Origin of the sequence: Chryseobacterium sp. X308, assembly GCF_020733145.1 — a bacterium.
In the GTDB taxonomy this organism is placed as follows: Bacteria; Bacteroidota; Bacteroidia; order Flavobacteriales; family Weeksellaceae; genus Chryseobacterium; species Chryseobacterium cupriresistens.
Genome location: NZ_JAJFZH010000001.1, coordinates 647,744 through 663,807, shown reverse-complemented (window position 1 = coordinate 663,807; position 16,064 = coordinate 647,744). Strand labels below are relative to the sequence as shown.

The 16,064-nt window shown below is 36.9% G+C and carries 18 protein-coding genes; 2 read left to right on the top strand and 16 right to left on the bottom strand.

Features of this window, described 5'->3' with window-relative positions:
• Positions 1–94: 94 nt before the first annotated feature.
• Positions 95–592 (top strand): DinB family protein, encoded by a 498-nt coding sequence (locus LIV57_RS03055; protein WP_062672748.1) that lies wholly within the window; start codon positions 95–97, stop codon positions 590–592.
• Positions 593–647: 55 nt separating this feature from the next.
• Here the strand turns inward: LIV57_RS03055 and LIV57_RS03050 are convergent, their stop codons facing one another.
• On the bottom strand, positions 648–3,425 hold the full coding sequence (locus LIV57_RS03050; RefSeq protein WP_227941366.1) for a TonB-dependent receptor: 2,778 nt from the start codon (positions 3,423–3,425) through the stop codon (positions 648–650).
• A 443-nt stretch (positions 3,426–3,868) separates the two neighbouring features.
• Here LIV57_RS03050 and LIV57_RS03045 point away from each other — a divergent pair, with 443 nt between their 5' ends.
• On the top strand, positions 3,869–4,750 hold the full coding sequence (locus LIV57_RS03045) for a cupin-like domain-containing protein (RefSeq protein WP_110008924.1): 882 nt from the start codon (positions 3,869–3,871) through the stop codon (positions 4,748–4,750).
• Between the two features lie 60 nt (positions 4,751–4,810).
• On the opposite strand, the gene LIV57_RS03040 is transcribed toward LIV57_RS03045, so the two are convergent.
• The 15 genes from LIV57_RS03040 to LIV57_RS02970 form a co-directional block, all read right to left on the bottom strand.
• Positions 4,811–6,535 carry a hypothetical protein gene (locus LIV57_RS03040; RefSeq protein ID WP_227941365.1) on the bottom strand — a complete coding sequence of 575 codons (1,725 nt, stop codon included), beginning with the start codon at positions 6,533–6,535 and terminating at the stop codon, positions 4,811–4,813.
• Between the two features lie 123 nt (positions 6,536–6,658).
• A complete protein-coding gene (locus tag LIV57_RS03035) occupies positions 6,659–7,387 on the bottom strand; it encodes a metallophosphoesterase family protein (RefSeq protein ID WP_227941364.1) in 729 nt (242 codons plus the stop codon).
• Position 7,388: 1 nt separating this feature from the next.
• The gene (locus LIV57_RS03030) at positions 7,389–7,931 is read right to left on the bottom strand and encodes an RNA 2'-phosphotransferase (RefSeq protein ID WP_227941363.1); all 543 of its coding nucleotides are present in this window, start codon (positions 7,929–7,931) and stop codon (positions 7,389–7,391) included.
• A 10-nt stretch (positions 7,932–7,941) separates the two neighbouring features.
• Positions 7,942–8,883 carry an ADP-ribosylglycohydrolase family protein gene (locus LIV57_RS03025; protein ID WP_227941362.1) on the bottom strand — a complete coding sequence of 314 codons (942 nt, stop codon included), beginning with the start codon at positions 8,881–8,883 and terminating at the stop codon, positions 7,942–7,944.
• Positions 8,883–9,569 (bottom strand): SIR2 family NAD-dependent protein deacylase, encoded by a 687-nt coding sequence (locus LIV57_RS03020; RefSeq protein ID WP_227941361.1) that lies wholly within the window; start codon positions 9,567–9,569, stop codon positions 8,883–8,885. The genes LIV57_RS03025 and LIV57_RS03020 overlap by 1 nt, the downstream gene beginning before the upstream one ends.
• A 4-nt stretch (positions 9,570–9,573) precedes the next feature.
• Positions 9,574–10,080, bottom strand: coding sequence for an O-acetyl-ADP-ribose deacetylase (locus LIV57_RS03015; protein ID WP_227941360.1), 507 nt, complete (start codon positions 10,078–10,080; stop codon positions 9,574–9,576).
• Positions 10,077–10,892 carry a TIGR02452 family protein gene (locus LIV57_RS03010; protein ID WP_227941359.1) on the bottom strand — a complete coding sequence of 272 codons (816 nt, stop codon included), beginning with the start codon at positions 10,890–10,892 and terminating at the stop codon, positions 10,077–10,079. The genes LIV57_RS03015 and LIV57_RS03010 overlap by 4 nt, the downstream gene beginning before the upstream one ends.
• 2 nt (positions 10,893–10,894) lie before the next feature.
• The gene (locus LIV57_RS03005; protein WP_227941358.1) at positions 10,895–11,308 is read right to left on the bottom strand and encodes an ADP-ribosylation/crystallin J1; all 414 of its coding nucleotides are present in this window, start codon (positions 11,306–11,308) and stop codon (positions 10,895–10,897) included.
• 16 nt (positions 11,309–11,324) lie between these two features.
• Positions 11,325–11,918: a DUF4291 domain-containing protein gene (locus tag LIV57_RS03000; protein ID WP_227941357.1), complete on the bottom strand. Its 594-nt coding sequence runs from the start codon at positions 11,916–11,918 to the stop codon at positions 11,325–11,327.
• 14 nt (positions 11,919–11,932) lie between these two features.
• Positions 11,933–12,406: a macro domain-containing protein gene (locus LIV57_RS02995; RefSeq protein WP_062672771.1), complete on the bottom strand. Its 474-nt coding sequence runs from the start codon at positions 12,404–12,406 to the stop codon at positions 11,933–11,935.
• A 68-nt stretch (positions 12,407–12,474) separates the two neighbouring features.
• Entirely contained in the window at positions 12,475–13,545 is a 1,071-nt protein-coding gene (locus LIV57_RS02990) for an adenylosuccinate synthetase (RefSeq protein WP_227941356.1), read from the bottom strand.
• Between the two features lie 63 nt (positions 13,546–13,608).
• Positions 13,609–14,463: a hypothetical protein gene (locus LIV57_RS02985; protein WP_227941355.1), complete on the bottom strand. Its 855-nt coding sequence runs from the start codon at positions 14,461–14,463 to the stop codon at positions 13,609–13,611.
• A gap of 2 nt (positions 14,464–14,465) precedes the next feature.
• Complete coding sequence (locus tag LIV57_RS02980) at positions 14,466–14,801, bottom strand: hypothetical protein (RefSeq protein ID WP_137904565.1); 336 nt, start codon at positions 14,799–14,801, stop codon at positions 14,466–14,468.
• Between the two features lie 74 nt (positions 14,802–14,875).
• Positions 14,876–15,424, bottom strand: a complete 549-nt coding sequence (locus LIV57_RS02975) for a 2OG-Fe(II) oxygenase (protein ID WP_227941354.1) — start codon at positions 15,422–15,424, stop codon at positions 14,876–14,878.
• 28 nt (positions 15,425–15,452) lie between these two features.
• Positions 15,453–15,995 (bottom strand): NADAR family protein, encoded by a 543-nt coding sequence (locus tag LIV57_RS02970; RefSeq protein WP_227941353.1) that lies wholly within the window; start codon positions 15,993–15,995, stop codon positions 15,453–15,455.
• Positions 15,996–16,064: the final 69 nt, after the last annotated feature.

Genomic DNA, 16,064 nt, shown 5'->3' with positions numbered 1-16,064 from the left:
CGTCAGATTCTTATAACCACCCGAAATTATGATTCTGTTAAAACAATTTCATTTTTAAAACGCTTACCTTTAAGTTTCTAAAAAACAAAATATTATGGACACTTTATCTCAATTAAAATCCGAACTGGAGGGAGAATTTCAAACCACAAAAAAATTTATTGAACTATTCCCTGAAGGAAAAAATGATTATGCTCCGCATGAAAAAAGTATGAAAATGATGCCGCTTGCCACCCATCTGGTAGAAGTTTTTGAATGGCCGAACACAATTTTAAAAACTTCTGAACTGGATTTTGCCAAAGGAGATTATAAACCTACCATTCTTTCTACAAGAGATGAACTCATGAAAAAACTGGAAGATGATTACCAGTCAGCAAAAACAGCATTAGAAAACAGTACAGAAAACGATCTGAATCCCAGCTGGACGATTAAAAATGACGGCCATGAGCTGGCAAGCTGGAGCAAATATGGAGCAATACGCCATGCCTTAAACCAGATTACGCATCACAGGGCTCAGTTGGGAGTGTATTACAGATTGAACAATATTCCTTTGCCGGGAAGCTATGGGCCTTCAGCAGACCAGCAAAGTTTTTAATTAACATCTCAATATATCTCAACAAAAAACCAATCCGTTTGGATTGGTTTTTATTTTATTTAAAGTTGAATTTTACAGTAAACATCACTTGACTAGGGCGGAGCTGAATTTTCGTGTAAGAAGAACTATTTGTTGTTTGATTGATATTATAGGTTTCAAAGAATTTTCTGTTAGCAATATTCAACCATTTAATTTCAAAATCAATTTTCTTTTTAGACCATGAAAATTGGTAAGAAATATCATAGAACGCATTCTTATATTTATTACTTCCATCACTTGTATTCACCTGATCCCAATTGAATCCAATCGTATGGTCTTCTATAGGATAGAAATAAACTGCCAGATTGTGATTAAATCCTGTATTGACACCGAGCCTGCTCTGATTAGAACTCAAGCCTATATTATCTTGTTTGTTTCTTGATAAATTAAGTGTATAATCTACACTCGCCCAGCTAAAATAGGTGTTATTGAACTTAAGTCCATAAGTCTGAGTATTGTTTTTGCTCAAATATTGAGTGTCATCCAAGAACGCATCACTTTTTGTCAATGTATTTCCATAGCTCACAGAAGCATTGGTCTTGAATTTTGGGAAGTATTTACCAACCTCAACATTAAATCTATTACTCTTTGAATGATTTTCTCTTTCAATGTATCTGATTAAAGTAGACCCCGTTGCTGCATCCAAAATTGGAGAAGAAAGCAAATTTCTTTTACTATCACTCAATGAATAATTAATATTAAAGAATAGATTGTTTAATGGGTTTCTGTATTCAATTCTAGATCCTGCCATTTTTGACGTTATTTGAGGTATCGGATTATTAGGATCCATTACATTAAATCCTCTAGGGCTTAATAACATGTAACCTGCATAAGCCGTTTGAATATCTCCAAAATTATTGCTGATGTTTCCATTCAAACTTGCTTTCCAGAATGAAGCAAATGAATACTGAATAAAAGCATTTGGAGTAAACGTTGTCTTATTTAGTGATTTTGAAACTCCTCTTAAATCATCTTCAGCTTTAATGCTATTGAAATTTGCTGGAAAATTTGCAAAAATACTCCAAGATTCAGATTTATAATTAACACCTAGCGAAGCAGAAGGAACAATTTCTGTAAATTTCAGGTTGTTTTCATAAATACCATCATTGAAATTTGGCGGTACATCATTCGGCACAGAAGGATTTGGAATTGCTTGCCCATCAAAGTTTGTATTTAGCTTATCTGTAGAGAAATCAAATCCCACCTGAGGAGTGAATGTCCATCCTTTTTTAGAAAAACTAATATTTGCTGAATGTGAAGTATCTAAAGTTTTTAGTCTGAACTGTTGTAGCGCTAAAGTGCCTGGTGCAAAATTTACAATGCCATATCTATCTTTTTCGTTAGGATCGTTCGGGTTTACCTTTGGAAGTTTGTATGGCAGCTGTAAATAACTTGCCGGATCTACTTTCAATGTCTGCTGATCATCCTGATAATTGATATATGATTTGAAATTCACCATCTTTTCTCCCCATGGAATAATAGTACTCAATGAGTTTTGGAAAGATGATGTTGGAGATTCCACTCCTTGATTTGCTGATCTTCCTGCTCTGTCAGCAAATGCTCTGTCAGCATTCCAGAACTGACTGAAACTTGTGGTGTTTTTAAAGAATTCTTTCTTAGCATTTTTGGTAAAGATTAATTCTCCCTTCAGTTTATCTGTATAAAAATTATTTCTGGTACTCATCACTACAGTAGACTGTTGTGGTCTTTCTTTAGTTGGAAAATAAGTTGTTTCATTATAATCCTCCCTTTCTACTGCGTTATTTGTATAATTTGCATTAAGCTTCAATTCCCATTCCTTCTTTTTATCAATATTTGTTAAATAGTTTGCAGACAAATAGTGAACGTTATTCATCAAATACCTTTTCACTGGTAAATTTGGTGTACTTGCATTCTCTACACTCAGCCAGTTATTCTGAGAAATATTACTTCTTCTTCCTTCCCATGAACTTCCGAACGCCAGAATATTCCCCTCATTTTCCACCTGCTCACCCATGTTGTTGGTTTTATAATTGACTACCCATTGGCTTTTCTGCCCGAAAAACATGGGAGTCAGTTTTACATTCCAAAGCCATGGATCTCCGAAACCGGTTCCTACTTCACCTCTACCTGTCATGGTTACAGAGTTTTTAAGCTTGATATTGATTGCTGCCTGGTCTGAAGGAACTTTATCCTGAAGTATTTTTACCGGCTGGTGGTTCTCCAGAACTTCTACTTTCTGTACGGCATCTTTTGGAAGAGAGTTGTTGATGGTTCCATAACCTCCTTCCATAAGGTCTTTTCCGTTGACGTAGAATTTATTGATGGCATTCCCCTGGTAAAGAATTGTTCCGTCCTTGTTTACTTCAATTCCCGGAATCTTCTTCATTACATCCGCAAGGGTTCTGTCATTTTTACTATTGAAAGCCTTAAGATCATAAGAAATGGTGTCACCTCTGGCGGTAATCATTTTGGTTTTCAGCTGTACTTCTTTAATTTCTGTAGCTTCAGACTGCATTTTAAAGTTCAGAGTCTGATCGCTGTTACTGATTTGCTTTGTAAGAGGTTTCTGATTGAACGCTTTCACTTTCAGATCCACATTGGATTCAGCGGAAGTGAAGGTTACTTTATATTCTCCTTTGGAGTTCGTAATAGCGTAAGCAAGAATAGCGTCTTTGCCGGGCTCTTCGATCGTCACACTGGCACTGGGTATAGCTACCCCATCATCATCGGTGATCTTTCCTGAAACCGTTTTCTGCGCAAAAGTAAGCACAGTAAAGAATAGCATCAGAAATAAAGAAATATTTTTTTTCATACTTATTATTTGCTCAATTAGTTAATGGTTATTGTTTTTTGTTACACTTTTTATAAAGATGAGTTTTACGATTAAAGGTTAAATCTTTATCACTACAAACATAGTGATAATTTTTAAACTTTTGTTTTTCTATGAAAAAGATATATTAAAAAAGAATCAAAACGATTCTCCTTTTTTTTAATGATATCTATTTCATGATAAGATGATCTTTGGCATATAGATTCTGCAAAAGAAGAGTTAAATTAATTTTTAATTTGTGTAACATAATCCGAATAGATTTTGTCTTAATGAAGGCATAAACAACAATTTTAAAGGGAAGTAAGAAAATTGATATTTTTACTTATTCTAAATAGGAAAATCTGATTTGAATCATAGATTAAAAAAAAATTAAACACTGGTACATATATATATATTTAATAATTTTGTAACATAAAATTTATAAAATGGGAATTATTTTAAAGCCTATAGATGTTGTAGAAGACATTTCTAAAGAAGATTTCTACGAAAAATATCTGAAGCCAAGAAGGCCCGTTGTCATCAGAAATATGGCAAAAAAATGGCCTGCTTATCAAAAATGGACGATGGAATATATGAAGGAAGTTGTAGGAGATGTGGAGGTTCCGCTATACGACAGCTCAAAGGCAGATCCTTCGGCTCCCATCAATGCATCAGCGGCAAAAATGAAGTTTGGAGATTATATAGATCTTATCCAGCGAGAGCCAACCGATCTTAGAATTTTTCTCTTCGACCCTATAAAATATGCCCCGAAATTGCTGGAAGATTATATTTCCCCTAAAGACCTGATGGGAGGATTCCTGGATAAATATCCGAATATGTTCTTTGGTGGAAAAGGATCAGTGACGTTCCTTCACTTTGACATTGATATGGCTCATATTTTCCATACTCACTTCAACGGAAGAAAACATATTCTTCTTTTTGATTACAAATGGAAGGAAAGACTGTATCAGATTCCGTACGCAACCTATGCCCTGGAAGATTATGATATTGAAAATCCTGACTTCACTAAGTTCCCTGCACTGGATGGTGTGGAAGGAATTGAGTGTTTCCTTGAACATGGAGATACCTTATTCATGCCTACCGGATGGTGGCATTGGATGAAGTATCTCGACGGAAGTTTCTCAATTTCTTTAAGAGCCTGGGACAAATCATGGGCAGTGAAAGCACATTCTCTATGGAATCTTACCGTACAGCGTAAATTTGACGATATCATGAAGTCTAATTTCAAAAAGAAATACATGGACTGGAAGGAGAAAATGGCGATCAAAAGAGCAGAAATAGCTTTGAAAAGAGGCTTACCAAGATAATTAAAAACAGGCGTTTCCGTGGAAACGCCTGTTTTAGTTTAATTCCTTATTATCAATTAATTACAATACTCTGTAAACCGGATACTGCCTGAAAGTTTTCTCTTCAAAATAAGGAGAATGCCTGTAGATCCAATCCAGTTGTGCAGTTCCATCTTCGGACAGTTTTTTGTCTGACACTTTCGCTGCTTCAAAGGCTTCTTTCAGCTTTTTATCTTTTTTCAGGAGTTCGGCAGCTGTATCTTCGAAAATATAAGCAGAATAGTATTCTTTCTGCGCCAGAATTCCATCGAAGAAATTCCAGTTGAAAAATGAATCTAATGCCTCAGGCTCAAGAGTTTCTATAATATATTTTACCCCTGGCTGATTGGTAGTAACTAGATAATCCCCGGCCGAAAACAACAAACTTTTACGGGAAGCATCGACCGTCGTTTCAAAGTGCAGATAATGACCTTCATAAGGATTTTTAACGGTTTTAAAATCTTTTATTTTATAGGACTCAACAGTCAAAGTGCTGTCTTTCTGCAAAGGGCTCATCTGAATATTGTTTCTCTTCAATTCTTCAATTACACGATATTGTGATTGTGGAATGACATAATACTTCGGAATGGTAATATATCCCGTTGGAACAGCTGTTGTAAAAAGCTTTATACTCTTGGTAAATGGTTTATTTCTGTCATAATACAGCCTTGGCTTCCCTGAAACTTCACTAGGTTTATATTTTCCTTCGTAGCCCTTAAAATCCATCGTAGAAAATTTTGTGGAGTCTATTTTCCAACGGATTCCATATTGTTTTCCGGCCTGATACTGTTTTAAATTTTCAATGCGGAGCTGCTTGATCGTATGATAATCTTTATCTAAATTCTGCAGGTTCACCAACATATATTTGTAGGTAGCATCTACCCTTTTATCATAAGGCTTCAACATATGGGTTTCCGGAACAGTTCCTAAGGAATTGAAAAGCGAAGTATATCCTGTAGAATATCTGGGAGAGTCTTCAAATGAAGCAAATCCTACTTCCGGAACATCTCCGTGAATATTGACATAAGGAGTACTTTCATAGCCCAGCTTCTTCATATCTTCAAGATTTTTAGCCTGATAATCATTGTAGAAGTAATTCCCCAGAGTATTGCCCAGACGTTCTTTAAAAGTAGAAATATAGGTAAACGTATATTGATAATCCGCTCCGTTGCTGACGTGATTATCAATAAAAACATCTGGTTTCAACCATTGGTAGATTTCCTGAAAGCTTCTGGCATTTTTGGAATCTGCCTTGATAAAATCTCTGTTCAGATCATAATTTCTCGCATTTCCCCTGAAACCGTACTGCTCCGGTCCATTCTGATTGGCTCTCGAGTAAGATCCTCTGTTCAGCATTCCACTGACATTGTAAGCGGAAATAGCAGCAATAATAAAGTTCTGCGGAGTTTTAATTTTTTTAGCCGCCAGATCTCTCATCAGCATCATGGTAGCGTCTATTCCATCCGGCTCTCCCGGGTGAATTCCATTGTTGACAAAAAGAATGGCTTTGTCTTTTCTTAATGTTTCAAGGTCTTTTTCAGGAAAAGGATTATAAACCACTACATAAATGGGTTTTCCATTGTCATCTTCTCCCTTTTTAAGGTATTGAATGGTATTGAAATTTTTAGCCAGATTCTGGTAATACCTATTCATTTCATCGTAGGTAACAGTTTGATTTCCGTTTCCTTTTTCAAAAGGGGTCTGAAATGATTTTTGAGCCAAAAACAAGGTAGAACTCAGGGTGAATAAAAGATATTTCAGTTTCATTGAAGTCATATTTTCAGACTTTAAAATTAATCATCTTTTGTGAGAAACGGGGATGGGTTGATAGTTAAAGTTGCAAAGGGTAAAATTGTTTGTGAAAATTTGAAAATTTTATTTGTAATGCTTTTAGTTTCGCCCTTTTTCTTTTGGATATAAGGAAGGAAGCGGGTCACTTTGCCAGAATTCTTTTGAATCGATATCCATAATAGATAAAGATCCGGTATAAGCCGCTCCGGTGTCCATATTCCAGATATTGGCTTTATTGGCAGGAGTTGCAATTCCTATTTCAATCGTAGGAGTATGCCCTATAAATATTTCATTGTATAAAAGCAGTCTCTTAGGGTAAAGCTCTGAGTTTTTCTGCAGTTTTTTATCCATTGCAACAGCCGTTTCCCAGAGTGTTCTGTCCCAGCGGTAATTACTGGAATACACTTCTCTTTCAGGGCCGTGCATGGAAGCGTATCCCGCATGAATAAACAACCGGTTCTGATCGTCGATATGATAGTTTTTCATCCTTTGAAAGAATTCCAGGTGAAGATCCAGATCTTCCGGGAGATAATCCTTATAGCTCTCTACAGTACTCTTTCCACCATTAAAAAGCCAAACATCTGGGTTTTGCCCGAAAGCCATCCAATCTTCGCACCATACATCGTGATTTCCTTTGATGAAGATACATTCCTGCTTTTTGGAAAGCCCCATTAAAAAATGTATTATTTCAGAAGATTCATTCCATCCGTCTACATAATCTCCCAGGAAAATCAGCTGATCATTTGGCGTAACCTCAGCTCTTTCCAGAACCTGCCGTAAGGCTTTAAATCCTCCGTGAATGTCACCTATTACAAGTTTTCTGTTCATTTTACTTTGAAATATATTTTGCATCTACAAAATCTGTTAACCAAACTCCGTTTGCAGATTGGTAGAAAGATAATCCTTCCTGATGCATGGTTCCGGTTCTGATCGTAAGAATCACAGGCTTGCCGTGTCTCATTCCAACCTTTGCAGCCGTCTCTTTATCAGCGCTTAAGTGCACATGCTGACGGCTTCTTTTTTCAATTCCTTTTTCCAAAATGGATCTGATATTAGCTTCAGCAGTTCCGTGATAAAGAAATTCCGGAGGTTGTATGGCTTCCAGCGCCAGATCGATATCAATAGAATGTCCCTGACTTGCCCTGATCTTCGTTTTATCTTCGTTTAAAGCAAAACGCTTTTTGTTGTTTGTTTCTACCACCTCATCCAATTCTTCGGAGGTAAAATATATTCTTTTCTTTGCTGACTTTTCCCGCAGTTCTTCTATATCTGCCCAACCGTTTTCATCGAGCGTAAGCCCAATGCTTTCAGGCTGATGCCGCAGGATCAGGCTTAAAAATTTACTTATTTTTTTCTTTTCTATTTCGTTCATGGTTTATGTTTTAATTCATTAATTTTTGGTGTAATTTCTCACACAATACTTCAATATCATCCTTTCTCACCAGCTCAAAAATCCAATCCTTTGGTATGTTTTCATATCCATAATAAATTCCGGCAATTCCTCCTGTGATAGCTCCAGTTGTATCGGTATCTTCCCCGAGGTTGACGGCCTTCAAAACAGCTTCAGAATACCTTTCTGAGTTTAAAAAACACCATAGAGAGGCTTCCAGGCTGTGAAGAACATAGCCGCCGCTCTTAATTTCATCTTCAGGATATTTGGAAATATCATTTTTTAAGATCCTTCTGAAAAGTTCAATTTCATTAGGATTAAATCCTTGTTCTTCAGCATATTTTAAAGTGATATTCTGTGTTTGCTCATATGCTTCTTTTTTATTCTTTCCTTTCAACAGTTGAATGGCAAAAATGACATAGATGAAACAGGCAAAAACAGAACGGAAATGACCGTGAGTTATTGCGGAAACCTCTTTTACCGTCAGATAGAGTTTCTGAATATCATTTTCCTTCTCAAGATAGAAAGCGAGGGGAAGAATTCTCATCAGAGAACCATTCCCGTTATCTTCTTCAAAAATATTTCCTGAAAATCGTGCACTCTCACCTTTGATTAATCTCGCCAGAGAATGTCTTGTCGTTCCTCCAATGTCAAAAAGCCTCCCATGGGCAGTCCAGTGACCATATTTATTCCATTTCACGAAACTCTGTCCGATTTTTTCCAGATCATATCTTTTGGAAAGTTCATCAGCAAGGCAAAGTGTAAGAGAGCTGTCATCACTCCAGGTTCCTTTGGGTTGGTTCCATGACATGTACTCCAGCATTTTTGTTACGGGAAAACGTTTTAAGTCTTCTCTTTTCTTAAATTCCACCGGAACACCAAGGGCATCTCCAATACAAACGCCTATAATTCCTGCTTTTACTTTATTTTCCATCAGGCAAGATTCACCAGTTTATCAAATAATAATTTCATTCCTTGCGTAGCTGTTTCCTTCATTACTACAGCTCTCTGTCCGTATCCGAACCCTGTTTCATTAGGATTGATGACGATTAGAAGGCAGTCATCTTTGATATCATGAATCAGTCCTGCTGCGGGATATACCTGCAAAGAAGTCCCGATAACCAGCAGAATATCCGATTCTTTTACGATTTCTCTTGCGGTCTGATATAAAGGAACATCTTCTCCGAACCAAACGATAAAAGGTCTTAATTGCGCTCCATCTTCAGCTTTATCACCAATTTTAATATCCTCTTTTTGTTCATAAATCAGGCTTTTATTGTTGCATGAGCATGATTTGAACAGTTCTCCGTGAATATGAAGAATCTTAGTAGATCCTGCTCTTTCGTGAAGGTCATCAATATTCTGGGTAACGATCTGAACATCAAAATATTTTTCCAGCTCTGCCAGTAATTGATGGGCTTCGTTAGGTTGTACTTGATGCAGCTGCCTTCTTCTCTGGTTGTAAAATTCCAGAACCAAAGCTCTGTCTTTTTTCCAGCCTTCCGGACTTGCCACATCCGTAACATTATAATTTTCCCAGAGACCGTCTCCGTCTCTGAAGGTTTTTATTCCGCTTTCGGCACTGATTCCGGCGCCGCTTAATATGGTTAGTTTTTTCATGGGTTTAATCTAAAAGTTTTTGGTAAATTATCTCATTTTCATCATCAAAACAAACAAATATAACTTTCTCAATGATATCTGATTTAAAATTTCTGACCGCATCTACAGCAATTTTTCCAGCCAGTTCTTTTGGAAACCTATAAACTCCCGTACTGATATTAGGAAAAGCAATGGTTTTCACACCAAGGCTTTCCGCTAATTTCAAAGAATTATGATAGCAGTTTGCAAGAAGTTTTGATTCTTTCTCAGCATGACCATTCCAAACCGGGCCTACCGTATGAATAACATACTTTGCCGAAAGATTTCCAGCAGTTGTTACGACAGCTTCGCCAGTATTACACTTTCCTTGTCTGTTTCTGATTGCCCTGCATTCTTCCAATATCTTAGAACCTCCAGCTCTATGAATAGCTCCATCTACACCGCCTCCACCAAGTAATGATGAGTTGGCTGCATTGACAATAGCATCGGCCTTGATTTTTGTGATATCCCCTTTTATTAATTCAATTTTCATTGTATTTCTTCAAATGGTTTCAACATTTCTTCTTTCTTGGTAAGCACTGCGAAAACCACTCTTTTAAATTTATTTTTATATTTTCCCTGAAGATATTTTTTAAATAATCCTGCAATTTCTTTTGGATCATTTTTGAAGACACCGCATCCCCAGGCTCCTAAAATCAGAACTTCATTTCCTTGTTGTAAAGCCAGTGAAAGCATTTTATCCATTCTAAGATCCATTGCATCAAGAATTTCATGTGCTCTTTCCGGTTCCTGACGTTTTACCACCCCTGTATTGACTGCCGGAGACGTGATGAAATTACACAGAACAGGCTTAGGAAGCAGCTCTCCTTTTTCTTTCCTGAAAACAGGAACTTTAGGACTGTAAATCATTGTATCCGTATAAAAACAGGATTCCATTGCACGGTGAATGGTATAATAATCCCATGCCTGAAGTAAGCTTTCATAAAGTCCGGAAGTTCTTGCCAGACTTTCTTCCTGTGCTTCTGCTCCATTGATAAATCCTCCACCCGGATTTTTTGCTGATGCAAAATTCAGACACATGATCTTCTCCTGATTTTCTTCTTCGGCTAATTGTAAAATTGCTTTTAAAGAACTGCACTTCCAGGTTTCAATTTTTGTTTCAAAACTGATTTCCGGCAACGGAGATTCTTTCATTTCAGAAAGCTGCTCCGGAGTGAAAAGAGAGGTTTCTTTTTTACTGATTTCCAGCTCGTTTTCTATATTTATTTTTTCGTTATGTTCGTTAATATAATATTTTTTAGCTAAGATATCCAAAGTATCTTTTGCCATTCCTTTATTAGTCATCGTTAGTTTTTTATGTTGATCATCAAATCTTCCAACTCAGCACTTGCAGCCTTCTTAAAGTCATCTCCTATAAAGACTTTGATTACTTTGATATCTCCTACAATTGCATTATTAAAGCTGTTAAGATCCTCAGAAGGAATCCATAATTCATTGTGATTTCTAGCCCCGACATTCTGTGCAGGATATTGATCCGTCACTTTTTCCAACACCTCAAACCGGGTTACAAAACCAAGATAGTTTCCAGCTTCGTCTCTGGTGTTCCATTTTTCTGCAATCTCTGAAGCATATTCTTCATTAAGAACGGGGTAAAAAATGGGCTGCCATTCCAGTCTTGGAGGAAATTTTTTAAATCCGCTTTCCATAATCAATATCATTTCTTTTTCTCCTACCGGTCTGTATAATGTTGTTGTTTTCATGACGTTCGTTATTTAGTTATACTGTGGCTCCAATTCTATAAGCCAGTTCTTTTGACAGAGGATAGTTTTTTTCTACCGGCAGCAGTTTTTTTGCCTTATCAAATTCTCCCGACCTGGTAAGATTCAGAATCTTCTTAACCAAAGGAGAATAATCCTCTATTTTTACAATCCATTCTTCATTGAACTCCTCAATCAATGCGCGGCTGATTCCTACCTGAATGGAACGGTAATTCAGTTTTGCTCCTTTAATATTCCTTTCAGGATCCCATTGCACATATATTCCGGCATTTTCAAAATCTTTTTCCCATTTTCGGGGATCGGGATAAACCCTTTTTTCAGGTGAAGTAAGAATTGCTTTGCTTAAAGCTTTCTCCCAGGCTTCTCTTTTAATATGTATGGCCAGGGTACATTCCTGATTGGGTTTCTGTCCATAGTTGCTGCGCTCCATCATCCAGAGAAAAGAAGGCTTTATCCAGGTCATCCTGTTGAATGAAAAAGGAACTGTAAATTTCTGATTCTCTACGGCTGATTTTGCAATTGCTTTATTATAGGCCTGATAGACAATCAGCGTGTCATTTTTATAATCTGCTCTTATTTCAAATTCTCTCATTGTTGGTTAATTTATTAAAAATCATACACATATACCTCCACATTCTTTACAAGCAATGTTCTTTCGATAATAGGTTCAATTTCTTCCCATTTTCCTCCTGCCAGTCCACATCCGATTCTTGGCATGTGAACGCTTGCGTTCAACAGCAAAGCTTCATTGGAAAGTTTTTCCAGAGCTTTTTCAATGGCATCATACCGAACAGGGACACCATTACTTCCGGTTTTTATTCCTTTTTGTCCGATTATATTGGCTACAAAAATGTATTTTTCAACCTGAACCAATTGAATTTCTCCTAAAGCAAAATTATTTTTACTTCTGAAACGGTGCCAGTTTCTATATTCTTTTTCCGGCTCTTCCCATCTTTTGGAAACTGCCAGTACAAAACCTTTTCCCCAACCTCCGATATCATTGCAGATGTGGGCGATGATCTTTATTCCTTTGGCCTGTGGGACCGTAGCATCCCCTTTTAAATATTGTATAGTTTTCATGGTTATTTTCTTTTATTCTCTATCATTTCCTCCTCTCCAAATAAAATTAACATTTTTAACTGCTGAATTTAAAAAATCCGTTTAAAATCTTTAGAATAAGGAGAATAGGATCCATAGACAACATCAAATTCCTCATCATGATTTTCTACTTTAAATTCCTCATCAATCTGATCCAGACAAGTAATGACAAGATTTTTTTTAACCGGAAATGCATAAGCTCCATCCAGTTTTAAGGCATAATTCAGCAGTTTGTAATCTATTTCTCCGGTTCTTAGCTCCTTTTGATATTCATTGAATATACAGGTTTCTTCTTCATTGTTTTTCAGATTCATTTCTTTTTCATTGCTCATCCAGCCGTTTCCATGACGGGTTGCATAACTTCTGGTCACATAATACATTTCAATATGTTCAATCTTTAAAAGCTTACAAATCTCACAGGCATTTTTTGAAGTCGTATGTGCATAAGTCACATTGGGAAAAACGCCATGGTCCATATCGAGTAAAATACCCTGACTTCCTTCGAAAATGAGGTGATCAAACGAAGCCAGGTATTTATAATCATTTATCTTCCAATCAATAGCTTCAATAGCATTTAAGAAAGGTTCTAAAAGTTCACTGATCTCGCCTTCTTCTACAAAACCATAGTAATAGGCAATTCCTTTCAGTTTTTCTATCAGCATTTCTCTGGGTGCTATAAGGTCTATAGCAAATAGTTTATAAGGACTTTCGTTTCTTTTCATCGTGGCTCCCACTCCTTTTCCGCAGGTTCCGTGTTCCAGATTACGGGCATTTGTTCTGTTCTGCCATACATCGAAAGGAGTTGTCAGCTTTGCCAATGGATGGATATGCAGCTCAATGTTTCCGTTCTTTGCTTTTAACTCTTCTCTTTCATTCAGAAGAAAAACCGGATGAATCGTACAATGCTCGGTAAAGTAAGAAGGCAAACCACGAAGTGCGCCACTCGCAAAGCTGGAATGCACATGCTTTCTTTCATTAATCATTACAGTATGAGCAGCCTGCTGACCTCCTGAAAATCTGATCACAACAGACTCCGGATTCTGAGAAGCCAGAAAATCTGTGGTAATTCCTTTTCCTTCATCACCAAAACCAAGTCCTATTACGATTTGCGCCTTTTTCATCTCTTTTTATTTTTTTAAACCTTAATGACCACTTTATCAATTTACTACTGGTATTCAGAAATTCTAAAGCATTTGAAACTGATCCAACCCTCCTGTTCCTGGTGTCCCAAAGGTTTGATCTTTAAATTTATCACAGATAATGTTTTTTATAACATCCGGAATGTTCCTGTGATCTGCTATGGAAATACAGTTTTGTCCTAATAATTCTTTCCAGCCACTGTCTGCTCTCAGTGCCTGATCCGAATGCAAAACACTGATGTGGTATACTTCGTATTTTTTCTGTGCTTCTTCCAGCAGTTCAAAATGAGTATAGGTTTGCTGCCCTTTTCCCATAATTTCCCTGATGGCGGAAGCAGGAAGTGTTTTTAAACAAGGCTCATCCCCTACGGTAAACAGCAGTCCTTTTTGTTTTCTCTTTTCAAAGGCATCTGTTCTTGTGTGAAATGCTGCAAAATACCACGCTAAAAGATAGCTTTCTCCTGCATTTCCACCTCCTCCGGATTCAATATAGATTCGGGTAAGCCACATATCCAGTTCTGCATCTCCTGATTCGAACTGTCCCACCTGTAGCGGATAACCATCACATTCATGATCTCCGATTCCAAGGAACAATAAGGCCGGATCGGGAACGCCTCCCTGGATGATTCCGCCCATCAGTTTGGGTAATCCATCTCTGATTAACTCGTGCGGGATATGTCCCATGCTTCCGGTAACATCCAATCCTAAAATAATCGGAACTGAATTGGGATGAACTTCCGAATCCCGGGATTCCCTGAAAGAAATCCCATGTGGATTCATCGACTTATGAGCCATTCTTTTGGCATTCTGGGTGAAAATTTCCCCTGCGGATTTTGTTCCATAACCTGCTTTTCTTGCTCTGTCATAACGAGCGTCTAAATCATATCTTGTACTTCCCATGACTATAATTTTTTTCCAAATAAATATTCAAATCTCTTTTGGGTAACTTCGAGCTGAATATTCAGATTTCTGATTGTTAATGATAATTCCATGTCTTTCTGAACGAATGCTTCGGGATTGAAATCCGCAAAAGTCAGACTATTCCTGTCCAAAGGACTGATATCAATAAGCCCTTCCTGTTCGCGTTCGAGCCTTTTGATCTTTAGTTCGATATCTTCCACTCTGCGTCTGTAGATTAGTTCGGAATCTGCTCCGATGATCCTTGCACGGTCTTCTCTGATCTGATCATTATTTCTCTGCAATGATTCGATAAATCTGGGTTTTAATTCATCTTCCATGATCAATATTTTATTTGTGTCAATATTACGCTAATTAAACAAGACATAGCAATATCTTTATTTTTTAAGAATGGTTATTCCCTGTAATACATGATATCCGTTCTTAAAACATACTTTACTCCGCTAATTAAAGTTTTTCCTTCGTGCCTAAGCGGGTGATGAAAAATAAGTGCTGTTCCTTTTTTGGGAGCTACGGTAAATAAGTTCTCAAATTCTGTTTCTCCGCCTTCAAAATCATCATTCAGATAGATCATAAAGGTATAAAAGCTCTTTTCTTTTTCATTCCGGATATAACTTCCGTCTCTGTGCATTTTAAACTGCTGACCCGGAGCATACTTATAAACCCGGAGCATTTCATTAAAGTTAAGAACCTGATATCCATCACGTTCCTGAGGCAAAAAATCTACAGCCTTGTTAAAAAGTTCTTCAGCCATTGCGGTATCAAAAATCATCAGCCGGTCATTATTTCTGATCCCTTTATTCATCTGCTGGCGTCCCAATACATTGATCTTTGCTTCTTCAAAAACTTTCTCCTGTGAAAGACTGATATAATGATCACATTCTGCTTCGGTCAGAAAATCTTCAATCAGAAATATCTGTGGGTGTAATTCTATTTTTTCCATCATTACTATTTTGTGCCTGGTTGTGTTTTTATCTTCTTAATTCATCCCTTACTTCCATCAAAGCAAATCCTAACAGGTTTTCTCCGTTCCATAGTAAAGGATTTTCTGCTCTGCTGTCCGTTTCCAGCATCCCGATTCCCCAGATTCTATCATAAGGACTTGCCTCCACTAAAACTTTGTCACCGGTTGATAAAAGAAAGTCTTTAAATTTCTGATTTTGGGAGAATTTCAAAAGATTTCCCTGAGTTACAATCTGATATTTATGTTCATTCCACTGTTTCGGATCAAAGTTTTTTACTTTTCTACCCAGAGCTTTTGCCTGATTCGGAGTAGCGGCTTTTAAAATTTCCTTTTCCATTTCAGCATCATTAAATAATCTTGCTTTTGCAGCCATCATATAATGTTCTGCTGTTCTATAGGTAATTCCGTTTTCTTCAAAACTTCCTGGAAACCATTGGCTGAAACATGATTTGGTAACAATATCTTTTGCCGTGTGTCCCCAGAAAAAGAGATATTTTATCTTTTCCTTTTTTTGAAAGCGTTCTGTAATATTTTGTAAGGTATATTTCATGATTGCGTTATTTTGACACAAATTTAAAAGAATATCAGCCTTTGGACCAAATTTATTTGCGTTTATTTT